Below are 21,525 nucleotides of genomic sequence, written 5' to 3'. Positions count from 1 at the left end.
GAATATAGCTCATACAATAAAAAGAATAAAGGAGCCTTAAATGAAGATCATTCGTTTTACTACCCAGCAGGGTAAAAAAGTCATGGGGTGCGATTGGGACGGAAAAACGGCCAGCCTGGTGGAACAGTCTGCGGATTACAGTTTCAGCGATACCGGCGAACGGGTGGATGTGGTGAAAGTTCTGCCCCCGGTGGAGCCCTCGGCCATTATCTGCATCGGCCTTAATTACCGGCGTCATGCGGCAGAGACTGGCCAGGAAATTCCAAAATATCCGGCTGTGTTCATGAAATACCCAGGGTCCCTTGCCGGGCACAAGGATGCCATCGTGATCCCGGAATGTGCATCAGATCCGCCCGAGGTGGATTACGAAGCCGAGCTTGGGGTGATCATTAAAAAGGCTGCCAAAAATGTGCCCGAGGAAGAGGCCTTGGATTATGTGCTTGGTTATACCTGCACCAATGACGTCTCTGCCCGGCGGTGGCAGAAACATGCCGGTGGATTCCAGTGGACCCGGGGAAAAAGTTATGACACCTTTTGTCCCTGCGGGCCGGTCATGACCACGACAGACGAAATTACCGATCCCCAGACCCTTGCCATTAAGTGCCGCTTGAACGGTGAACTCATGCAGGACAGCCACACCAGTGACATGGTGTTCAGCGTGGCCAATATGATTGCCTATCTGTCCCAGTCTTCTACTCTTTTGCCCGGCACCCTGATCCTGACAGGTACGCCCGAAGGGGTGGGATTTACCCGTAAACCCCGCGTATTTCTGGCGCCGGGAGATCGGATGGAGGTTGAAATTGAAGGCATTGGCGTGCTTGAAAATCCTGTGGAAAAAGAAGGATAAAAAGCGCTAAAAAACTTCGGAAAAAGGGGTCCCCCCGGGTGTGGCAACCCGGGGGGACAGGAGAGAAGGGAGTGGATGGAGAGATAGATAATTGAGTGGTGGGTATATATTAATTATTTTCTGAAGGGGTCTCTTCTTTGGGATCGTCAACTCCGGCGCCTTTACCAACGCCATGATAACCGTGGCCGTATCCCTTGCCATGGCGGCCAAATTCTTTGCCCATTCCCATGTATTTTAATTCTGGGGATATTTTTCTGGCATCCAGGGCAAAGTCCAAACGTTTAACAGCCAGATCTTTTGCTAAATCCGCTTTTTTTATGACCATGGCTTTCAGTTTTCCCGGATTAGGATCAGATGTTTCCATGTACATGCGGATTTGCTGGTCCAGATTCATTATTCCTGTACGCGTTTCATAGGTGTCATCAACAAATTTTTGATGCAGATCACTAAGCTGTTTTTGCTGTTCATCGGTCAGGTTCATGCACGCTCGTTGGTTTTGTCTTAAGCCCTTTCCCTTGCCCTGCTTTGGGGGGGTTGCAAATGCACTGGCGGAAAAGGTGCATGTGATGATCAGGATGGTTAATACGGCTAATGTTTTTTTCATAATGCCTCCTTGTGGTGCTTGATTTATGTTCTGTAACTTGTGTTTTTATGATCTTAAATGGTTGACCATCGTTGCTGAACTATAAAGCAAATGGTGTGCCATTTATCTTGAAATTTATTGAGACCATCTTATATCAAGTCTTTCGCATCTAAATATCATATCAGGGTATTGTTTAAAAAATTAGATATAGTGTGTACTTTTTACTCGGGTGGGGGTATACAACCGGGTAAAAAATATACGATCTATACATCTGTGCCGCATCTTATATAAAAATAAACATTCGGCGCAAAATTTGTAGCATTTATTTTTTTCCGGGCCATAGGGCGTAAGACCCTGGTGAAAACAGTTTTGAAAAGAGGCCATCAAATTGAAACAATAATGGTATTTATTTTGCAAAAACAGAATATAAACAGCCACGGGCTGACCTGGTTTTCCACCGGGGTTCAGCCCACAACGAAAATAGAAAGTCTGTGTAGGTTACACAGATTTTTTATAAAAAAGGTCAGAGAAGTTAAGTTAGTTCGTTGTTCAATGCGGTCCTAAGGATCGGTCTAACAATGTGGATAGGACAGATTGCATGAATCCAGGACGATAATGGATAAATTTAAATTAAAAATTACCCCCAAAATGCCGGGGCTGGTGCCGCCTCTGGTTATGGTGGGGGTCCTGGTCGTGCTGTTGCCGGTATTTATCCTGATGACCCTGGACCGGGTTAAAAAACAGGATGAGTTTATCCGGGAACGATTTTTAATCACCGGCACCTCTTTAATCCGCACTTTTGAAGCCGGCACCCGGATTGGTATGGGATCTATGCATTGGGGCACCGAAAGGATTCAGTCCATGTTGGAGGAGACCGCAGGACAGCCTGATGTTGCCTATATCATGATCACCGACGCCATGGGGAAAATCATCGCCCATTCCGATGCCGCCATGGTGGGTACCCTTTATGACAGATGGGCAGACCTTGGCCCGTTGCCCAGGGATACCCACCTGATCTCCAGCCGCTCCCTGAACACACTGGATGGGCCGGTCCTGGAAGTGGCCAAGCGCTTTGTTCCGTTTAATCATAGAGTCAGAGGTCGAGGTCTGGGGCCTGTTCACGGCCCTGATCCCGGCTACGACCATGGAAAGATGTCGCCCGGACTGTCTGGTGCTGAAAGATCGGTCAGGCCGGCTTTGGGCACATTTGGGCAGATCGATCATTATATTTTTGCCGGAATGTCCATGACCGGGGTGCAGGCGGCCCAGGCCCAGGGATTTAAGAACATTGTTATCAAAGGGCTTTTGTTTTTTATTTTTTGCTGTTCAGGCATTATTGCCCTGTTTGCCCTCCAGGCTTACAGGGCGGCCCAGTTATCCCTGGAACAGGTTATGGCGTTTTCCGACAATGTGGTCCAGAATATGCCCTCGGGCTTGATCACTTTGGATCCGGAGTTTAACGTGACTTCAGCCAATCGGTCTGCTGAAAAGATTCTGGGTGAAATTCCTGAAAAAGCGTTTCCCCAGATGGCTGCCATGGCTGCTGAAATTTCGAGGTCAGGAGGCGTCGCGTCCGGGGAAGTGGCCTTGAACCAAAAAGAGAAAGGCGATCTTCGGCTGGATATGACCGTTTCGGCTATCCCGGCAGACGAAGATCAGATCCAGGGATTTGTCCTTTTATTCAGGGACCTGACCCAGATCCGGGATTTGAAAAAACAGGTGGAAACCAACCGGCGTTTAGCTGCCATCGGAAAACTTGCCGCAGGCGTGGCCCATGAAATCAGAAATCCGTTAAGTTCCATCAAGGGCTTTGCCACCTATTTTGCCCGGCAGTATGAAAATGAACCCGAGGATGTGGAGATTGCAAAAATCATGGTCCAGGAAGTGGAACGTATGGACCGTTCCATCACCCAGTTGCTGGAATTTGCCAAGCCCATGGCCGTACAGATCAAGCAGACCCGGATCGAACCCCTTATCCGACACTCCCTTAAACTGGTTTCCCATGATCTTGGGAAAAAAAAGATCCGTGTTCAAACGGATATCCGTACCAGAAGAGAAACCATTCATACGGACCCGGAACGGATCTGCCAGGTGCTGCTCAATCTTTATATGAATGCATTAAATGCCATGGACAGCAAAGGGATTCTTGAAATTGGCGTAACAGATGTGACTGATGGCCTTGAAATCCGGGTGGTGGATAACGGTTGCGGCATCCCGGCAAAAGATTCTGAAAAAATATTTGACCCCTATTTTACCACCCGGGCCAAGGGGACAGGTCTTGGATTATCCATTGTCCATAGGATTATTGAAAATCTCAAAGGTGAAATCCGGGTGGAAAGCCGCCCCTCAAAAGGCACTGTGTTTTATATTACCCTGCCTGATGATGAAACAATAGAGAAGATGTAAGGACTTTTTTTGATGAGTGAGAAGATAGTGCTGGTGGTGGATGATGATACTGCCCATGCCACCATGCTTAAAACCCTGATGAAAGGGTGGGGATATACCGTGCAGGTAACCCTGGACGGAGATGAGGGTGTGGATGCGGTGACAAACAACCCCTTTGGGCTGGTGCTTATGGATATGAAAATGGTGAAAATGTCCGGCATGGAAGCTCTGGCTAAAATTCATGACTTTAATCCGGCCCTTCCCGTAATCATCATGACCGCTTATTCTTCGGTGGACACGGCCGTTCAGGCCCTGAAAATCGGGGCCTATGATTACCTGACCAAACCCCTTGACTTTGACAAGCTTAAACTCACCGTGGACCGGGTGTTCGAACGTCTTCATCTGAAGAACGAAAATCAGGACCTGAAAAAACAATTGGAAACCAGCACCTTTCACCACGATATCCTGGGCAAAAGCTCTGCCATGGAGGCACTGCTGGATACCATACATATGGTGGCTCCCACCGATGCCAATGTGCTTGTTACAGGCGAATCCGGCACAGGGAAGGAGCTTGTGGCTGCTGCCCTTCATAACAACAGCATCAGACGGCAGCACCCATATATCCGGATCAACTGTGCCGCCATCACCGAAACCCTTCTGGAATCTGAATTGTTTGGCCATGAGCGGGGTGCATTCACCGGGGCGGATAAAAACCGTAAGGGCAAGTTTCTTTTAGCGGACAAGGGTAGTATCCTGCTGGATGAAATCGGGGAGATGAGCATATCCATGCAGGCAAAGCTGCTGCGGGTCATCCAGGAAAAAGAGATTGCACCCGTGGGTTCGGAAAAGACCCTTGCCGTGGATGTCAGGGTGATTGCCGCCACAAACAGGGATTTGAAAGCCATGTCCACCGAAAAAGCCTTTAGGGAAGACCTTTACTATCGGCTCAATGTGGTACATATTGGTATTCCGCCGTTGCGTCGGCGTCCCGAGGATATCCCGGAACTTGCCATGCATTTTCTGGATGAGTTTGCCAGAAAAAACCGCAGGGATATCAAGGGCTTTTCTCCCAATGCCATGGATACCCTGATCCGGTATGAGTGGCCGGGTAACGTCCGTGAATTGATGAATGCCGTGGAGCGCGGCGTGGTCATGGCCCGCACCGATTACCTTCGCCGGTCTGATCTCTCCTTTATCCTGGATGATGAACCTGAACAGATCCGGGAGGCGGGTTTGAACCTTGAAAATATCTCCCTGTCCAAGGTGGAGGAGCGTGCCATTTTATCCACCCTGGCCGCAGCCGGGGGAAATAAGAGCGAAGCTGCCCGAAGACTTGGCATTACCCGGAAAACATTGCTTAAAAAACTTAAGAGGTATGGGGATGAGGCTGATTAACATTCTGCAACAGCCTGTTGATTGAGTTTCTTAGAACCGTTCAATCAGTTTGTTTATAAAATAGGTACTTTCACGCAGGGCCTGGTGGCCAAAAGGTCCGAACCATTCAGCAATCTGCTTAAATTCTTTGATGAATGCGTCCTTATCACCGGATTCAAGCATATCCAGAAACTGGGTCAAGGATTGGACAAATGTTTTTAAAAGCTGGCGCCGCTCGGGTGTGGCAAAGATGATTTCAGCGTATAGATCCGGATCCTGGGCAAAAAGCCTGCCCACCATCCCCAGTTCCAGACGGTAGATCGGGCTTGAGAATTCAAGGGTGCGTTTAATGGGGATGCCCTGGCGGTAAAGAAAACTGCCGAAACTGAACGTTGCAAAATGCCGAAGGGCCTGGACAATTTCCATGACTTGGTCATGTTCCAGGGCACTTGTTTCAACAACCACTGCACCCCAGGCTACCAGCTGGTCAATGACCCACTGGCAGGCATCATCGTCTTGTCCGGAACATGCCGCAATGATCTGTTTGTCCAGGTTGTCCGTGGTGGGGCCGAAAAGAGGATGCAGGCCCAGCACTGGACCCTTGTGTGCCCGGCACATGGCTTCAAGGGGACTCTTTTTGACCGACGTCAGATCCGTGAGCACTGCATCCGGCCGCATCAGGGGGGCTAAGGCGTCAATGACCTTAACGGTAACGTTGATGGGAACACAGACAACAACAAGGTCTGCGTTTTCACACAAGCCTTCTGCCCTGTCCCAGTCATTTTTATCCAGGATATCCACCTGGTATCCGGTTTCAGTGAAAAATCGGACAAATAGACGGCCCATCTCTCCGGCTCCGCCCACAATAAGTATCCTTGCCTGGGGCCGGATCAAACTGGTTTTGGATACACGGGTCTGGCTTTTTCTGGACTGGTGCATGATTGTTCTATAAAGATTTTCCACCAGATCCGGGTCTACATCCATGTCCGAGGCTTTTCCCCGCAGGCGGGATATCACGTCTTCTTCCCGGGCCGGATGGTAAATGGGCACCTTGTGCACTTTTTTTACCGCCACAATTTTTTCCACCTGTTCCCGGCGTTGGCTTAATAAGGAAATAATCCGGGCATCAATGGTATCAATTTCATCCCGAATGGGTTTGATTTGCTGTGCAAAAGAGACGTTGTCTTTGGTCATAATTTATGGTCTTATGGCAATTTGTATTTATGAAAAATGGGTTAATAGTACTCACAATACCATCAGTCAGTCAGTTCTGGCAATATAAACCCTGCCGGGTGAAAAAATACCTGGATCAGGCATAGGGCCACGGGCACCAAAGAAGGAACCTGAAATGTTTAACGGTATGCTGCCCCGGATGGATAGAAAATCAACCCTTGGATACCTGGCTGTGTTTGGATCAGCTTTTTGTTTTTATATGTCCACCGTGGTGATCAAGTGGTCGGCCATGGCTGGGCTTCATATCCGTACATCCATGTTTACCCTGGCCCGGTTCGGCTTTGGATTTCTTGTTGTCTGCATTATCATTTCCCTGGGTCGTTATAAAATCAGGGTGGTTAAAAAAAGATTTCTGGTGGGCAGGGCGTTGCTCAATACCCTGGCCGTTTTCTGTTTTTTCAAGGGCGTGGCCCAGACCAGCGTGGCCCAGGCCAATATTTTAAACATGACCTTTCCTTTATTTATCGCCTTGTTTTCATGGATTCTTTTTAAGTCCCAAAGAGATTTGGGTACCGTTATGATTGTCCTGGTGGCGTTTGCCGGGGTTTTTATGATTCTAATGCCGGCAGATACACATTTTCCCATAGGGGCTTTGTGGGGGTTGGCTTCGGGGTTCATTGCGGCCTTTGCCATCATTATACTGAACATGGCCCGGCAGGATCACGACACCTTGACCATTTTGTTCTTTATGTTCGGTCTTGGAGGTATTGTTGTATTCTGTCTTTTTTTTCATGAAATGCAACTGCCCAATAGCCACGAGATGGTTTATCTTTTCTGGTGTTCAGCCATCGCCATTGCCGGTCAGTTTTTGTTGACCCAAGGGTTTAAATACGTCTCTGCCATTGAAGGGGGCATCATCGCCTCAACCCGGATTTTTCTGGCGGCAATCCTGGGGCCATTCCTTGTCATGGATCCCGCGCTTTCCTTTGCCGGATGGGTGGGGGCGTTTTTGATATTTGCCGGAAATGTGCTGTTAACCGTAAAAAAAGTGCGCAAATTTACCGGCCGCACCTCTAACCCGTCTTAGGACCGCAGATTAAATAACTTGAACGAAATAGCTTGCCTTTTGGCCCATCTACTTCGTTGCATCAAAGGTCCAATAGACCTGTTATTCAACCTTTAATGCGCCTTGTAGATGAACCAGAATTCGGCGTTATTTCTGCCCAACTTATTTAATCTGCGATCCTTAACAGGCTGCTACAAAGGCGAATGATACTCTCTGGCCCGCTTAACCAGCAGCCCGGCACAGTTTGTTACATTTTTTTTGGTGTATAGGCAAAATTCGTTTTTGTAGGACATTTCGAATAGTTTTTCGACCAGTTCCATATCATTGAGTGGGCTGCCCTTTATCATTTTTATGATTTCAAGTGCCTTGGATTCCGCTTTTTCCAGGGCTAAAGACACGTTGTCGGCCATGATGGGACCCTGGTGGGCCGGACAGATAATTTCAGGGGTCAGCGTTTTGATCTGTTTGATTGTGTCAAGGTAGTCTGCCGCGCCTGTGAAAAACAGGGGCCAGAAATCCCGACCGGGATAATGGAACCCCAGGGCATCGGCGCAGCACAACACCTGGTCCGGCACGGCAAGCCCCATCAATGCCCCCGGGGAGTGGCCTTTTGCCGGCAGCAGATCAAAAAAGAGTCCGCCGCCCAGATTTAGTCGTGCAGGGCCGGCGATTTCTTCAATGCGACCGGCATCCGGTGGGGCATCAAGGCTGGGGCGCCCTGGCGTTAATCCTTCTTCGCCGAGGCGCCGGGATATGAACCGGTCCTCGGCGATCAGTGCCGAGGCGGCCTTGGGATGGGTCATGAATGTTTTGGCCCCGGGCCCGGCAATGATCCGGGCCTGTTTAAATCGGTCAGCCAATCCGGGAAGCCCTGTTACATGATCGGCGTGGGGATGGCTGACCACTATAATGTCCGGGGAAATTTCAAGCATACCCAGCTGCCGGATGACTTGATCCACAATACCTGAAACACCGGCTTCAAACAGCACTGTCTTTTCTTTCCCTGTGATCAGCATAAGATTAAAATAGTAGTTGCCGATCACCTGCACTCCGGGGGTCACCTGTATGGGAAACCGGTCTTCGGGTATGTACCAGGTCTTCATGGTTAACTTTGAATGGCCTTTTCAAAGGGTTCAAGACCAATACGATCGATCATTTTTCCGAGGCGTTCCCCTTTTTTGGCATTTTCTTTGTAATACCCAACAACACGTTTACAGGCCTCCAATGCCTGTTCAGTGTTCAGCCCTTCAGCCACTTTCTGGGCAATCCTGGGATTCATACCCACGTTGCCGCCAATGACAAGGAGCCAGCCATTGGCTTCTCCGATGAGTCCGATGTCCCTGACCCAGGATTCGGCGCAGGACAGTTTGCATCCTGATACCGCTATTTTGAATTTACCCGGCAGTTCCATGGCATGGTATTGTTTGTCCATCTCCATACCCACGCCCAGGGCATCCTGTTTGCCGAGCTTGCAGAATGTGGTGCCCGGACAAGCGCGCACCGAGCGGATACACATGCCCACGGCGGCACCCTTGTCAAGTCCCAGATCTTGCCAGGCCGAATCAATGTCCTCTTCCTTGAGTCCTACAATTGTAATACGAGTGGCCCCGGTCAGCTTGAGTGCTTTGGCGTCGTATTTTTCCGCCACATCAGCAATTTTTCTGAGCATTTCCGGTGTAACAACCCCGCAGGGAATGTGAGGGGCAATGGCATAGGTTTTGTTGTCATTCTGGAGGATGGCTCCCTTTTCACCAAGTTTGAGCATTTAATTTATCCTTAATTAAAGTTAGAAGTGGTGCATTAACAAAAATATTAACTCAAAATAAAACTGCCTGGTGCGTTGTCAAGGCAGTTGGTTTTCCCCTGGTTTAAGTCGGCCCGATTATTGGGTTTTTTATTTGAACACCCCGTTGCCCACAACCTGCTATGGGACAGTGGTGGCCCTGGCTTTTATTACATTGATGGCCTACAGCCTGTGGGACAATGCCATGCGTAAAGGCAACACCATTTTTTTGGTGGCAAGCTCCTACATGACCCCGCTTTTATCCACTATCGTCTCCTGCATCTACCTTTCCGTGGCACCCACTCCCTCTTTGTGGCTGGGGTGCGGTTTGCTTATTTTTGGATCCCTGTTAAGCTGGTTCTCCGTTAAAAGTGGTGAGCAAATAGGCCGCGAGGACTCAAACACCCACCGGCACACGGGGACAGAAAGTACCGCCGTTAACTAACTCGGTTAAACTTATAACCCGTCCAGGGAATTTCTCTGCAGGTTAAAACAGCGGGGATTATCGGCCTTGGCGGTATTGGAAAAATACTGATCAGAAGGCTGAAAATATTTGATATGTGAATACTGGGCATAAAATAGTGTATTCAAATATAATGTGATGCCCACACCTCATATCGGCGGTTCTACGGATGTTTCAATGAACGGCATTGTGACGGGTGCATCAGAAAATATCCACAGACTGGAGACAAATCAGATACCGCTTTATTCAAAATAGTTTGAAATCTTATAACAGCCATGAGTTGACATCGTCTATCAATATCAACTACCCGGGTTCAACATGATTTGTCACCCACGACGCCCAAATTGTGTCTGCAGCGGTCTGTGCTCCGCCTTGTTTTTGTAAAATATAATGATTCACCGCGTCAATACGGGTTTGTCGGTTTCCGGATGTTAACAGGTGGCTACACATGGTTTTAACCGCATGATGCCAATTTCTGCATCGGGTTACGGCACCGGTATTGAAGATGTCTTTTCCCACCCAGGCAAAATCCTGCCAGTGGGGGCCGATGATTGTGGGAATGCCAAACCCTGCGGGCTCCATGAAATTCTGGCCCCCTAAGGGCGCAAGACTTCCGCCGACAAAAACCACGTCGGCATTGCTGTAAGCCTGGTGCAGATCTCCAAATTTGTCCCACAGGATAATGGCCGGACCGGGTAGAACCGATGATATCTGCGAGCCTTTGTATACCTTGAGGCCGTTTTTATTCATTTTTTTTAAAAATGGCGCTATTCGGTGCATATGTCTGGGGAAGAGGGCAATAATCTGGTTCGGCACCCTTTCTAATAAGGTTTTTATCATGTCAATGATCTGCTTTTCTTCCTGGCGGCGGAAGGAGGCAAAAATAGACAGGGGAAGTTCCCGGGGCACAATTGCAGCTAAAGCAGAGCTTTTATCGGCCGTGTTCTGAACCTTCATACGGTCAAATTTGATGTTGTCCATGGTGTCAATGCGGGTGTGGGAAAATATTCGGGAAAATCTTTTGGCGTCTTTGGCAGAGATGGCCAGGATGCGCTCCGGGGCAAAGGATCGCCAGAACGCTTTTGTGAGCCCGTAATTCCGGTAGCTTTTTTGGGATAACCTGCCGTTGATGAGCAATACGGCGGTATGATTTTTTTTTAACGCATAAAGATGGGCCGGCCACAGTTCTGTCTCCAGCAAAACCATGACAGCAGGATTGACCTGTTGCACTGCTTTGTTCATGGTCGTCGGCTTGTCAAAGGGGAATATATCAACGCACAGGCTGATCCGGGACGAAATTTTTTTTGGCGACAGCGCTTGTGTCAGAATTTTCATGCCCTGATCCGTGGTTGTGGTCAACAGCATGGTGACCGACCTGTCCGGGTTAAGGGCCTTTATAATGGATACCGCCAGATACGCCTCTCCGGCCGATGCTGCCTGTATCCAGATATCTGCCGATCGAAGGTGAACCGGATTGATTCGTCTGCCAAAGGTCGGGGTAAGTCTTGGGTGCCGTTTTAAAAAAGGCAGAGCCGCCCCCCACAGCATATTGTAAAATTTGAAAAAATTGGGTATAAAAGCACACTTTGTCATGGGAGGTTATGCTCTCATGTTTTTTGGTACTTGACAATAGAATCTGTAAAGCAATTGCCCCCACCCATGAAATCAAAAAAAAATAGATTGTCTAAAGAACGCAGGCAAAAGATTATCCGGATGGTGTTTGCACACTGGAAAAGACTTGCCTTGGCTGCCTTATGTATGGTGGTGGTGGCAGGTGCCAACGGCACCATGGCCCTGCTGGTTAAACCTGTTCTTGACGATATTTTTATTGCCAAAGACAATACCAAGTTATTGCTCATTCCTGGCATTGCCGTCCTGGTGTTTTTTCTAAAAGGCGCAGGTTCATACGGGTCGGAATACCTGATGAATCATGTGGGACAGCGTATTATCCGCGATTTCAGGGACAACCTTTATGAAAAGATCATGAACCTGCCCATTGCATATATCCACAAAGAAAAGACCGGGGTGCTCATGTCCCGGATCACCAATGATGTTAATATTATCAAAGGCATGGTGTCCACTGCCGTTATCAGTCTATTTCGGGATTCTTTTTCTGTTGTGGCGTTTTTGTTTGTTATTTTTTACCGGGACTGGCAACTTGCATTAGGCGCCTTTATTGTCCTGCCCATTGCCTTTTATCCCATCGTCTTATTTGGCAAAAGAATCCGGAAGTTTTCCACAGGATCCCAAGAAACCATGGCAGATCTTAACGCCTTTCTGCATGAAACCTTTTCCGGGGCAAAGATTGTTAAAATATTCAATCTTCAGTCCTTTGAAACAGCCAGATTCAAGGAAAAAACCAGAGAACTGTTTCGTTTAGAAATGAAAAAGGTGATAACACGGGCATTGTCTTCCCCGGTTATGGAATTTTTAGGCGGGTTAGGCATCGCTTTTGTTATCTGGTTTGGCGGAATGCGGGTGGTCAACGGCACGTCCACACCTGGTGTGTTTTTCTCTTTTTTAACTGCCGTGATGATGCTTTATGATCCGGTGAAGAAATTGTCCTCACTGAACAATACCATCCAGGAGGGCGCGGCGGCAGCATCCAGGGTTTTTGATGTGCTGGAAACCCAAAATGATGTGGTGGACAAACCCGATGCCCGGCCCCTTAAAGCGGCATCCTGTGAGGTGGTTTTTGAAAATGTTTCCTTTGCCTATGGCCCTGAAGAATCTATGGCCTTAAAGAACATAAATCTTAAGGCGGCCCCCGGAGAGACCCTGGCGTTGGTCGGCATGAGCGGCGGCGGAAAAACCAGCCTGGTGAACCTGATTCCAAGACTTTATGACGTGGCAGAGGGCGGTGTCTTTGTTGGCGGACACGATGTGCGAGACCTGACAATTGCTTCCCTGCGGGACCATATTTCCATTGTGACCCAGGAACCCATTTTATTTAACGAGACCGTGCGGGACAATATCCGCTATGGAAAAATGGATGCAGATGATGCCACGGTTGAAGCGGCAGGCAAGGCCGCCTTTGCCCATGATTTTATCTGCGGTTTTCCCAAGGGTTATGATACCGTGATCGGAGAGCTTGGTTCCCGTTTGTCCGGGGGGGAAAAACAGCGGATTTGCATTGCAAGGGCGCTTTTGAAAAATGCGCCGGTGCTGATTCTAGACGAGGCAACCTCGGCCTTAGATTCCCAAGCAGAAAAAGTTGTGCAAAAGGCTTTGGAGAATTTGATGGAGGGCCGTACTTCCTTTGTCATTGCTCACAGACTGTCCACCATAGATTACGCCTCCCGGATCATTGTACTTAAAAACGGAACCATTGTTGAACAAGGTGTCCATGATGACCTGATGGCTGCAAAAGGCTTTTATTATAAACTGCAATCCATGCAGACTTCAAAAAATTAATACTATTCAAGGAGATACTGCTATGGCTGTATCAAAGGAACTGCTTGAAATTCTTGTTTGTCCCAAATGTAAAGGTCCGGTGAAGTTGACCGAGGCTGAAGACGGCCTGATTTGCAACGCCTGTGCCCTTAAATACGAAATTCGGGATGATATTCCCGTTATGCTCATTGACGAGGCAATTCCCGTTAAACAATGAGTACACCTAAAAAACCTGCAGCGGCCAAGCTTGTGATGTCGGTTTTCATGAAAGAGAAGACAGTTCTGGAATCAATCTTCCCACGACTTGAAGCTGTGGGCGGTCCCGTGGACATGATTTCCCCCTGGCTGGATTTTGATTTCACCGATTATTATTACAGGGAAATGGGGGAACCGTTGTTTCGCAGGCTTATTGCATTCAAGCCCCTCATGGAACAGGATGCCCTTGCTTCGATCAAACTTGACACCAACAAGATTGAATCCGATTGCCTGGACCGGAATAACAGAACCATCAACATTGATCCGGGATATCTTCTGTCTTCCCGATTTATTCTGGCCACGGGAAAGGAGTATTCCCACAGGATTTACATCGGACAGAAAATTTATGCCGACCTGACATTAATGTACACCAAAAAAGGCTTTAAAACCCTGGAGTGGACTTACCCGGATTACGCCTCCCCTGCTGTGCTGAAATTTTTAGGACAGGTGAGGCAGAAATATCTTGCGGATCTTAAGACCATAAAAGGATAATTGTATGATAAAAAGCATGACCGCTTTTGCCAAAGTGTCTCACACTTTGGATACCTTGACCGTGAACATGACCGTGCGCGCTTATAATTCCCGATTTCTTGATTTTTCGATTTATTTGCCCGAAACCTGCCAGCCCTTTGAAGAGGAAATTAAAAAAATAATGGGGCAGTTTCATACCCGGGGCAGAATAGAGATCCGGGCGAGCCTGGAGGACCAGTCCCTGGACCAGGACCTGTTTGAGGTGGACGTTATCAAGGCCAAAGCCTATTATAAGGCATTAAAAACGGTCCAGGACACTCTTTCTCTCTCAGGTGATATTGCCCTGGAAACCGTGCTCGGGGCCAAGCAGGTTATCATGGCTGCAAAACCTGAAGTCAACCTGGAGTTTCTCCGTTCCGCTTTGTGTGACACGGCCCATAACGCGGCCCAGGCACTTGATAGCATGCGAAAGCGTGAGGGGGAAAATCTGTACCAGGATTTAACCCGTCGTATTTCAGACATTGAACAGCGTATGGCAGGCGTTGAAGAACAGGCCCAAACCATACCGGAAGTTTACAAGGCCCGGCTTAAGGAACGCCTGGCCGTGTTGACTGCCGAGGACGGGGATTGTCTTGATCCAGTTCGTCTGGCCCAGGAAACAGCGCTTCTTGCAGACAAAAGTGATGTCTCCGAGGAGATTGTGCGGGTGCACAGCCACATTAAAATGTTCCGGGAGGTCATGGATGAAAATGAGTCCCAGGGCAGAAAACTCAATTTTTTGATCCAGGAGTTTAACCGGGAATTTAACACCATTGGTTCCAAAGCCGGTAATGCGACCTTGTCCCATGCCGTGGTCGACCTGAAATCCGAGCTGGAAAAGATTCGGGAGCAGGTGCAGAATATCGAATAACAGCCATGGGTTGATACGGTTTTTCACCGTGGTTCAGCCCACAACGAAAGTTGAATATTTGTATAGTCTTACACAGACTTGCTTTTAAAAACGTATATTCGCTGCCGGGAAGAAATGACCATTAACAAAAGGAAAATTATGGAACAGCCACTTTTGGGCATTGGGTTTGGTAATACTGTGGTGGCAGACCGGGTGGTGGCGATTTTATCTCCAAACTCGTCGCCCATGAAGCGGGTTAAGGATGAAGCCCGGGAGGACCGGCGCCTCATTGATGTGACCCATGGCAGAAAAACCCGGGCCATCATTGTGACCGACTCAAACCACGTGATTCTGTCTGCGATTCAGGCAGAAACTGTTTCCGCGCGCTTTGAGTCCCTGATTCAAAACCCCGGGGAACTTCAGGAGGAATAGGGCATGGCGGCAAAACTTTTTATTGTTTCAGCACCCTCTGGTGCCGGCAAGACAACCCTTGTCAAAGAACTTTTGAAACGGTTTCCAGATCTTGTATATTCCATTTCACACACGACCCGCACTCCCCGACAGGGGGAGGTTCACGGAAAAGACTATTTTTTTACGGATACGGCGCAATTCATGGAAATGGTGGAATCGGGCCAGATGCTGGAATGGGCACAAGTCCACGGCAATTGCTACGGCACCTCCGCCCTTTTTGTTCAAGAACGGCTTGCCGCAGGCCAAAGTGTCCTATTAGATATTGATGTCCAGGGGGGGCGACAAATTATGGATTTCGGGCTGGATTCTGTTTCCATATTCATCATGGCCCCATCTTTGGACGTGCTTGAACAGCGGCTGCGGGGTAGAGGAACCGATGCCGAAGAGGTGATCCGCATGCGTTTGAAGAATGCAAAATACGAAATTGCCCAGAAATCTTTTTATACCCATGTGGTGGTCAATGATGTGCTGGATGAGGCGGTTGCCGAACTTCTTGCCATTGTTGAACAGGAAACGGCGAACTGATGGCCGGTAAACCAGGGTCCAAGGGCCGGAGAGGCAAACCCCAGGTCCCGAGACGGAAAAATGAAAATAGGAATCCCGGGGATAAAGAGATTCTTTACGGGTATCACTCGGTATTTGAAGCCCTGAAAGCCGGACGTCGTAAATTTGAATCCATCATGGTGTATGAGAATAGGTCTGATAAACGTGTACGGGCTGTGGCAGACCTGGCCGGCGAGAAACAGGTGGCTGTCCAAACCGTTGCCGGTGAGGAGCTGGACCGGTTGGCCGGACTTGGCCGTCACCAGGGCATTGCGGCCAGGGTCTCGCCCTTTCCGGTTCAATCAGCCTCGGCTTTGCTCAAACAAATTGAAACCCGGATGGATCCGTTTTTTATTCTGATCCTTGAAAGCATTGAAGATCCCCAGAATACCGGTGCGTTGATCCGCACCGCCCTGTGTGCCGACGTGGATTACATTGTAATGCCAAAAGACCGCTGTGCCCTGCCGTCTGCCGGGGTCTCCCGCAGTTCAGCCGGGGCCATGGAGCATGCCCCCATCTTTTTAGCTACCAACCTTTCGGTTTTGATCCGTGACCTTAAAAAATATGGCGCCTGGGTGGCCGGTCTGGATGCCGGTGCAGATAAAGGCCTTTTTGAGGCAGACCTTACCGGCAACCTGGCCCTTGTGGTGGGAGGCGAACACACCGGTCTGCGGCCCGGGGTAAGAAAAGCCTGTGATTTTATCCTGTCCATTCCCATGGAAACCCAGATTACGTCTCTGAATGCATCCGTGGCCGGTGGTATTGCCATGTTTGAAGCCCGCCGTCAACGCCTGGGTCTCAATTTTTGATGATAAAAAAACTGGCCAAAGTGACCGTGGCCGGTATTGGTGCACTGGTATTTCCGGACAAATGCCTGGGATGCGGAAAATATATTAAAAACCCTACGGATAACCCGTTAAGTGTCTGTTTCTGCCACACGTGCCTGGGGCAGGCGCTACCGGTATTTGATCACCCGTTTTGCCCTGCCTGCGGCCGTTGTTTTGAATCCGGACCTGATCACCTGTGTGGCACCTGCCTTGAAACCCCCATGGCAATTCAGAGTGTCCGGGCGGCATTTATGTATAAAGATGTGATACAAAAGGCCCTGGGGTTGTTCAAATACCAATCAAAGCTCAGTCTGGCCCGTCCCTTTGAACGTCACCTGTTTCAGGCCTTTGCCACCCATTATGACATGGATGGTTTTCATCTGATTCTGCCCATTCCCCTCCATGGATCAAAGGCTAAAAAGCGCGGATTCAACCAGTCCTATTTTCTTGTCCGAAATTTTCCCCGGCTGTACAAGGATGCCTATGACCGGCCGGCACCATGGCGCATTGACATCGGCGGCCTTGCCCGGGTCCGGGCAACGGTCAGCCAGACCGGTTTGGACCATAAGGCACGCAAAAAGAATCTGACCCAGGCCTTTGCCTGCCCTAAACCTGACCGTATCAAAGGTAAAAATATCCTTTTGGTGGATGATGTGTTTACCACAGGGGCCACCTGCGATGCAGCCGCTCAGACCCTTTTGGATGCAGGGGCTGCCGGTGTGTCGGCTTTGGTTCTGGCCCGGGCTTAATTGGTGCTTGAACGGCTCGACATAGGCGTTTTGGTGGGTGTGTCCCACCTTTTCGCTCGCAAAAAATAGACCAATTTTAAAATGCCTATAACTCCCCTGAGTTAGCGGCATAAAGATTGCTTTTTTGAATATAACACATTGAAATTTTAATATAAAATTAATATAATGGCATTAAAAAAACATTCACTTCGGAGGTGAAGACCGATGCCGACCACTATCAATGTAAAACATGGAAATGAAAACCTTGTCAGTCAAAGCGGATTGCTCCCTGTAGGTGCATTGCTTAAGTCCATTAATTTTGCTGAGCGCTTCAAAAATTTACCGGATGTACATTGTGTTGATCCTAATATTTCTCATGGAGAGATCCTTTCGTCCATGTTAGGACTTATTTGTGTTGGTAAGCCAGACTACATCGCTATTGAAATTTTCAGGCAGGATCCATTTTTTTTTACCCAAGCTATGGGAATCAGCAATTGTCCTTCCCAATCAACCTTGCGTGAACGTATTGACCTGATCGGGGAATCTGCCAATGAACTTATCAAGGAAGCTTCAGTTGAAATGATTCGAGGCAAAGCACCCGCCATTTCACCAGTTCAGACGAGTGTCGGCAATTATATTCCCTTAGACCTGGATGTCAGCCCCTTTGACAATTCAAAAACGAAAAAAGAGGGGGTTTCCAGGACATACAAAGGTTGTGATGGATATGCACCGATGTTCGGATATCTGGGAACTGAAGGATATTTAATCAATGTGGAGCTTAGAAAAGGCAGTCAGCATTGTCAAAAAAACACCCCGGCATTCATTCAAGAAATATTGAAATTAACCAGGCAGATCACCCAAGAACCTCTTCTTATGCGTCTTGATTCAGGAAATGACAGTCAGGATAATTTTGAAATAATAAAAAAATACGAAGGTGTTGATGTCTTGGTTAAGCGCAATTTACGTAAAGAATCTTTGGATGGCTGGTTTATCCTGGCTCAGAATACTGAAAACGTTAAATTGATTCGCTGTAAACACAAAAGTGTGTGGGTCGGGCAAACAACTGTTGACCCCAAAGGGCATGCATTGCCACGTCCGATTGTCTTCAAAGTGACTGAACGATATGAAGAAAAAGGAGAACCCCTGCTTTTTCCCAAAATCGAAGTAGAGACCTATTGGATTACCATAACCGGGCTGAGCCCCCAAGAGGTCATTAATTTATACCATGATCATGGAACCAGTGAACAATTTCACTCAGAAATTAAAAGTGATATTGGGTTAGAACGGTTCCCCAGCTGCCATTTTAGCAGCAACAGCCTGATTCTCCATCTCGCTCTTTTGGCGTACAACACCCTTAGAATCATAGGCCAAATTAGTCTTGAGGAACAGGATGAGAACAATCTTCCGGTCAACCGTAGAAAAACAGTCTCACGAAGGAGGTTAAGAACAGTCATGCAGGACTTAATGTATATGGCCGGCCGTTTAATTTATAGTGGCAGGCGGTGGAGCATTTCATTTGGTAAGATTAACCCATTCGCCCAATTGGCTGAGAACGTATTGCACCGATTACGTTGTTCTCCCGGATAAGCGCATTATTGGGTGAAAACTTGGGCTGGAAAAGTTATGCGCAGAGCGCTAATGGTGAACTATTCCTATCTGGCGTGATTTGAGCATGGGAATTGAGTATAGTTCAGTAAAAAAACGGATTAGCTAGGATTGCCAGCCAATAAACCATCAAATATGATCTTAGGTCAGGGTTTGCAGAGGCCAAACCTCAGCAGATTTTTATGTATCAGAGGGCAAAGGCTGATTAGGCAAATTTTATGCCGGGAATTCAGGACTCCTTTAAAAAGGACGTATTTTCATGAAAAGTGGTTGCTCTTCCTATCCTCAAAAGTCAAAAAAACGATCAAATCTTCATAAAATTCGATTGCGGCTTAATTTTGAGTCTGGTTTTTGAAATCAAAAACAATCACCTTATGTAAAAGGTGAGACACACCCAAAAAATTGGCTGATTTTTAAGTTTGTCTTTGGGCTTTCGAAAAGATGCGCTAAATTAATCATACTTAAATGTTATAAGCGTTAGTTGACCGGATATGCAAGACGCCAGGCATGCCACTGTAGTACTCTACCGCAAAATTTTTTTGAGAAAATGTTTATTTTGATATATGTTTATTGAGTTATGATGCCTGACCCCTCCCGGATAAATTTTTTATTGGTCGAAACGATGATCAAGGCCGATTTTGGACTGTAAACCTGAAAACTTTGGACTTTATCACGTCAATTTAACTTTGGTACTTTTTTATAACCGGCATGGCCGGAGCGAGGTATGGCTCCGCCCTCAACGAATTTTGAAATGCCTTCATTGACAATGCTTTGGCGAGCGTTTCATATAACAGCCACGGGCCGATCTGGTTTATCAATACCCAGGCACAGCCCATAACAAAGGTTGAAAGATCTGAGTAACTTACCCAGACTTTCTTATAACAGCCATGGGCTGACTTGGTCTATCAATACCGAGGCTCAACCCACAACAAAGCATGAAAGTAATTCAGTAACCTATTGGAACTTTCATATAAAAAAACTAAAGGCTCTTTAAGTATGCGTCATCTATTAGTAATCTTAAATTTTTTATTAATGTTGTCCGTTTTTTCACCCTTGTTTACCTATGCCGTTGGGGAAGAGTTGCTCAATACAGATGCGGTATTGTCATCGCAATATGGCGAATCGAAAGATGATCAAGATAATAAAAAAACAGTTACAACCGGTGATCTGACTGAAAAAAATACAGTTATTGAAACCAAGCCCGGGCGTGTCAATGATGGTGATATCAAAAAACGTATTACCGGTATTTTTTCAGAAATTGAAGGCCTTGGCAAGGTATCCGTCAGCGTTCGAGAAGGCGTAGTTAGCTTAGAAGGTGAGACACCCAATGAAAAAAAGGCGCTGCAAGCTGTCAATCTTGCTAATCGAGTGAGTGATGTGGTCACAGTAGCGGACAGCATCAACCGTACGCTTGATGTTCAAGATAACGTTACCCCAATGATTGCAGATTTAAAACAGCGGGCCCGTGGGCTGATTAAGGCCTTACCGTTATTATTTGTCGCTATCCTCGCATTTGGTGTAGTCACATGGTTTGGTGTATGGCTGTCAAGGCGTAACAGCTTGTGGCAAAGTATTACTCCTAACCTTTTTGTGGCTGAGTTGCTATCGCAAACCGTTAAGGTCATTTTTATTGTTTTAGGGCTGATATTGGGCTTAAGTCTTATGGGGGCAGAAGCCATAATTGGCACACTCCTGGGCGGTGCAGGAGTGATTGGTCTTGCCGTTGGTTTTGCGGTAAAAGACACGATTGAGAATTACATTTCATCTCTTATGCTCAGCGTGCGACAACCGTTTCGGGCACGAGATTATGTGAATATTGATGGGCAAGAAGGCCTTGTGGTACGCTTAACGAGCCGTGCTACAATTTTGATGACCTTGGATGGCAATCAGTTGCGTATTCCTAATTCAAAAGTATTTAAAGGCACGATTTTAAATTACACAAAAAACCCTGAACGTCGTTTTACCTTTGAGTTAGGTGTCGATGCCAATGATGATCCTATTGCTGCTATCAAGGTTGGGCTCGATGCCATCAATACACTGGAGTTTGTACTAGAAACGCCTAAAGCCACCGCTGTCATTAGCCAAGTGGGTGACTCTAATATCGTGCTTGATTTTCGGGTATGGGTCAATCAAGCCGAGGCCGACTTTTTGATAGCTCGCAGTATTGCTATTCGTGAAGCGAAACATGCCTTAGAAAATCATGGTTTTAGTTTGCCGGAACCCATTTATCGTTTGCGTTTTAATGACGATGTGGAAGAATCTATTAAGCAGCTTAATTTCATTGTAAATACTGGTTTTCAACCCAATCCTAGTGACGGGCAGTCCACAATGGGAGTAACGTCGAACACCACCCCTGCTGCAGTGAATAAAGCAGCAGCTGAACGGGATAAAAGCGTCAATACATATCATGATAAGTTAGAAAAAGTTGAGGCTAAAGCCCGGGCGAAACAAATATTAGATGGTGTGGATGCCGAGGATATGCTTGATGCGCAACCCAACTCGAATCTGATGGAAAAATTAGAGGAGGAAATTAAAGAAAATACGGGTGATAAAGATTTGTTGAGTCAAAATAGCCTGCAGGAATAGAAAAACGAATCCATCCTCAAGCTAAAAGAAGAATTCAATTCAGTACCAATTCATAAAATACACCGAATAAACCGGTGTTTTTC

Annotated in this window: 21 protein-coding genes; 16 read left to right on the top strand and 5 right to left on the bottom strand. The window is 47.5% G+C overall.

What is annotated here, in order from left to right:
- Window positions 1-40 precede the first annotated feature (40 nt).
- Window positions 41-847, top strand: coding sequence for a fumarylacetoacetate hydrolase family protein (locus tag EYB58_RS01330; protein WP_111954606.1), 807 nt, complete (start codon window positions 41-43; stop codon window positions 845-847).
- Between the two features lie 109 nt (window positions 848-956).
- Here the strand turns inward: EYB58_RS01330 and EYB58_RS01325 are convergent, their stop codons facing one another.
- A complete protein-coding gene (locus EYB58_RS01325; RefSeq protein ID WP_111954604.1) occupies window positions 957-1,451 on the bottom strand; it encodes a Spy/CpxP family protein refolding chaperone in 495 nt (164 codons plus the stop codon).
- A 594-nt stretch (window positions 1,452-2,045) separates the two neighbouring features.
- On the opposite strand from EYB58_RS01325, the gene EYB58_RS01320 reads away from it, so the two are divergent.
- Both EYB58_RS01320 and EYB58_RS01315 read left to right on the top strand, forming a co-directional pair.
- The gene (locus tag EYB58_RS01320; RefSeq protein ID WP_111954602.1) at window positions 2,046-3,836 is read left to right on the top strand and encodes an ATP-binding protein; all 1,791 of its coding nucleotides are present in this window, start codon (window positions 2,046-2,048) and stop codon (window positions 3,834-3,836) included.
- A 12-nt stretch (window positions 3,837-3,848) separates the two neighbouring features.
- Window positions 3,849-5,210, top strand: a complete 1,362-nt coding sequence (locus tag EYB58_RS01315) for a sigma-54-dependent transcriptional regulator (RefSeq protein WP_111954600.1) — start codon at window positions 3,849-3,851, stop codon at window positions 5,208-5,210.
- Window positions 5,211-5,240: 30 nt separating this feature from the next.
- On the opposite strand, the gene tyrA is transcribed toward EYB58_RS01315, so the two are convergent.
- Window positions 5,241-6,383, bottom strand: a complete 1,143-nt coding sequence (tyrA, locus tag EYB58_RS01310; RefSeq protein WP_111954598.1) for a bifunctional chorismate mutase/prephenate dehydrogenase — start codon at window positions 6,381-6,383, stop codon at window positions 5,241-5,243.
- Window positions 6,384-6,537: 154 nt separating this feature from the next.
- Here tyrA and EYB58_RS01305 point away from each other — a divergent pair, with 154 nt between their 5' ends.
- Window positions 6,538-7,449: a DMT family transporter gene (locus tag EYB58_RS01305; RefSeq protein WP_111954596.1), complete on the top strand. Its 912-nt coding sequence runs from the start codon at window positions 6,538-6,540 to the stop codon at window positions 7,447-7,449.
- Window positions 7,450-7,619: 170 nt separating this feature from the next.
- Here the strand turns inward: EYB58_RS01305 and EYB58_RS01300 are convergent, their stop codons facing one another.
- Both EYB58_RS01300 and EYB58_RS01295 read right to left on the bottom strand, forming a co-directional pair.
- Window positions 7,620-8,531: an MBL fold metallo-hydrolase gene (locus EYB58_RS01300; RefSeq protein WP_111954594.1), complete on the bottom strand. Its 912-nt coding sequence runs from the start codon at window positions 8,529-8,531 to the stop codon at window positions 7,620-7,622.
- Between the two features lie 2 nt (window positions 8,532-8,533).
- A complete protein-coding gene (locus tag EYB58_RS01295; protein ID WP_111954592.1) occupies window positions 8,534-9,193 on the bottom strand; it encodes a nitrite/sulfite reductase domain-containing protein in 660 nt (219 codons plus the stop codon).
- Between the two features lie 133 nt (window positions 9,194-9,326).
- Here EYB58_RS01295 and EYB58_RS01290 point away from each other — a divergent pair, with 133 nt between their 5' ends.
- Together EYB58_RS01290 and EYB58_RS24650 are read left to right on the top strand one after the other, a co-directional pair.
- Entirely contained in the window at window positions 9,327-9,656 is a 330-nt protein-coding gene (locus EYB58_RS01290) for a drug/metabolite transporter permease (RefSeq protein WP_131071979.1), read from the top strand.
- Window positions 9,657-9,685: 29 nt separating this feature from the next.
- Entirely contained in the window at window positions 9,686-9,775 is a 90-nt protein-coding gene (locus tag EYB58_RS24650) for a hypothetical protein (protein WP_368733847.1), read from the top strand.
- A 202-nt stretch (window positions 9,776-9,977) separates the two neighbouring features.
- Here EYB58_RS24650 and EYB58_RS01280 read toward each other — a convergent pair whose 3' ends face one another.
- Entirely contained in the window at window positions 9,978-11,267 is a 1,290-nt protein-coding gene (locus tag EYB58_RS01280) for a 3-deoxy-D-manno-octulosonic acid transferase (RefSeq protein WP_111954588.1), read from the bottom strand.
- A 66-nt stretch (window positions 11,268-11,333) separates the two neighbouring features.
- On the opposite strand from EYB58_RS01280, the gene EYB58_RS01275 reads away from it, so the two are divergent.
- The 10 genes from EYB58_RS01275 (at window position 11,334) to EYB58_RS01230 (ending at window position 21,442) form a co-directional block, all read left to right on the top strand.
- A complete protein-coding gene (locus tag EYB58_RS01275; protein ID WP_111954586.1) occupies window positions 11,334-13,088 on the top strand; it encodes an ABC transporter ATP-binding protein in 1,755 nt (584 codons plus the stop codon).
- A 22-nt stretch (window positions 13,089-13,110) separates the two neighbouring features.
- Window positions 13,111-13,284, top strand: coding sequence for a Trm112 family protein (locus EYB58_RS01270; RefSeq protein ID WP_111954584.1), 174 nt, complete (start codon window positions 13,111-13,113; stop codon window positions 13,282-13,284).
- Entirely contained in the window at window positions 13,281-13,814 is a 534-nt protein-coding gene (locus EYB58_RS01265) for a DUF4416 family protein (RefSeq protein ID WP_111954582.1), read from the top strand. The genes EYB58_RS01270 and EYB58_RS01265 overlap by 4 nt, the downstream gene beginning before the upstream one ends.
- 4 nt (window positions 13,815-13,818) lie before the next feature.
- The gene (locus EYB58_RS01260; protein ID WP_111954580.1) at window positions 13,819-14,703 is read left to right on the top strand and encodes a YicC/YloC family endoribonuclease; all 885 of its coding nucleotides are present in this window, start codon (window positions 13,819-13,821) and stop codon (window positions 14,701-14,703) included.
- Between the two features lie 138 nt (window positions 14,704-14,841).
- Window positions 14,842-15,114, top strand: a complete 273-nt coding sequence (locus EYB58_RS01255; protein WP_020589767.1) for a DUF370 domain-containing protein — start codon at window positions 14,842-14,844, stop codon at window positions 15,112-15,114.
- A 3-nt stretch (window positions 15,115-15,117) separates the two neighbouring features.
- Window positions 15,118-15,678: a guanylate kinase gene (gmk, locus tag EYB58_RS01250; RefSeq protein ID WP_111954578.1), complete on the top strand. Its 561-nt coding sequence runs from the start codon at window positions 15,118-15,120 to the stop codon at window positions 15,676-15,678.
- The gene (gene rlmB / locus EYB58_RS01245) at window positions 15,678-16,505 is read left to right on the top strand and encodes a 23S rRNA (guanosine(2251)-2'-O)-methyltransferase RlmB (protein ID WP_111954576.1); all 828 of its coding nucleotides are present in this window, start codon (window positions 15,678-15,680) and stop codon (window positions 16,503-16,505) included. The genes gmk and rlmB overlap by 1 nt, the downstream gene beginning before the upstream one ends.
- Window positions 16,505-17,272 carry a ComF family protein gene (locus EYB58_RS01240; RefSeq protein WP_111954574.1) on the top strand — a complete coding sequence of 256 codons (768 nt, stop codon included), beginning with the start codon at window positions 16,505-16,507 and terminating at the stop codon, window positions 17,270-17,272. Before rlmB ends, EYB58_RS01240 begins: the two co-directional genes overlap by 1 nt.
- Before the next feature lie 204 nt (window positions 17,273-17,476).
- Window positions 17,477-18,838 (top strand): IS1380 family transposase, encoded by a 1,362-nt coding sequence (locus EYB58_RS01235; RefSeq protein WP_111960849.1) that lies wholly within the window; start codon window positions 17,477-17,479, stop codon window positions 18,836-18,838.
- 975 nt (window positions 18,839-19,813) lie between these two features.
- Window positions 19,814-21,442 carry a mechanosensitive ion channel family protein gene (locus tag EYB58_RS01230; RefSeq protein ID WP_207309113.1) on the top strand — a complete coding sequence of 543 codons (1,629 nt, stop codon included), beginning with the start codon at window positions 19,814-19,816 and terminating at the stop codon, window positions 21,440-21,442.
- Window positions 21,443-21,525: the final 83 nt, after the last annotated feature.

It is taken from the genome of Desulfobacter hydrogenophilus (assembly GCF_004319545.1).
GTDB lineage: Bacteria > Desulfobacterota > Desulfobacteria > Desulfobacterales > Desulfobacteraceae > Desulfobacter > Desulfobacter hydrogenophilus.
The sequence above is the reverse complement of the archived record's forward strand: the minus strand, read 5'-3'. Positions and strand labels throughout refer to the sequence as shown.

Excerpts from the sequence above, each read along its gene's own strand:
- EYB58_RS01320 (WP_111954602.1), top strand. The coding sequence starts at position 2,046 with ATGGATAAATTTAAATTAAAAATTACCCCCAAAATGCCGGGGCTGGTG.
- EYB58_RS01300 (WP_111954594.1), bottom strand. The coding sequence starts at position 8,531 with ATGAAGACCTGGTACATACCCGAAGACCGGTTTCCCATACAGGTGACC.
- rlmB (WP_111954576.1), top strand. The coding sequence starts at position 15,678 with ATGGCCGGTAAACCAGGGTCCAAGGGCCGGAGAGGCAAACCCCAGGTC.
- EYB58_RS01305 (WP_111954596.1), top strand. The coding sequence starts at position 6,538 with ATGTTTAACGGTATGCTGCCCCGGATGGATAGAAAATCAACCCTTGGA.
- EYB58_RS01325 (WP_111954604.1), bottom strand. The coding sequence starts at position 1,451 with ATGAAAAAAACATTAGCCGTATTAACCATCCTGATCATCACATGCACC.
- EYB58_RS01265 (WP_111954582.1), top strand. The coding sequence starts at position 13,281 with ATGAGTACACCTAAAAAACCTGCAGCGGCCAAGCTTGTGATGTCGGTT.
- tyrA (WP_111954598.1), bottom strand. The coding sequence starts at position 6,383 with ATGACCAAAGACAACGTCTCTTTTGCACAGCAAATCAAACCCATTCGG.
- EYB58_RS01295 (WP_111954592.1), bottom strand. The coding sequence starts at position 9,193 with ATGCTCAAACTTGGTGAAAAGGGAGCCATCCTCCAGAATGACAACAAA.
- EYB58_RS01240 (WP_111954574.1), top strand. The coding sequence starts at position 16,505 with ATGATAAAAAAACTGGCCAAAGTGACCGTGGCCGGTATTGGTGCACTG.
- EYB58_RS01235 (WP_111960849.1), top strand. The coding sequence starts at position 17,477 with ATGCCGACCACTATCAATGTAAAACATGGAAATGAAAACCTTGTCAGT.
- gmk (WP_111954578.1), top strand. The coding sequence starts at position 15,118 with ATGGCGGCAAAACTTTTTATTGTTTCAGCACCCTCTGGTGCCGGCAAG.
- EYB58_RS01270 (WP_111954584.1), top strand. The coding sequence starts at position 13,111 with ATGGCTGTATCAAAGGAACTGCTTGAAATTCTTGTTTGTCCCAAATGT.
- EYB58_RS01260 (WP_111954580.1), top strand. The coding sequence starts at position 13,819 with ATGATAAAAAGCATGACCGCTTTTGCCAAAGTGTCTCACACTTTGGAT.
- EYB58_RS01275 (WP_111954586.1), top strand. The coding sequence starts at position 11,334 with ATGAAATCAAAAAAAAATAGATTGTCTAAAGAACGCAGGCAAAAGATT.
- EYB58_RS01280 (WP_111954588.1), bottom strand. The coding sequence starts at position 11,267 with ATGACAAAGTGTGCTTTTATACCCAATTTTTTCAAATTTTACAATATG.
- EYB58_RS01255 (WP_020589767.1), top strand. The coding sequence starts at position 14,842 with ATGGAACAGCCACTTTTGGGCATTGGGTTTGGTAATACTGTGGTGGCA.
- EYB58_RS01330 (WP_111954606.1), top strand. The coding sequence starts at position 41 with ATGAAGATCATTCGTTTTACTACCCAGCAGGGTAAAAAAGTCATGGGG.
- EYB58_RS01315 (WP_111954600.1), top strand. The coding sequence starts at position 3,849 with ATGAGTGAGAAGATAGTGCTGGTGGTGGATGATGATACTGCCCATGCC.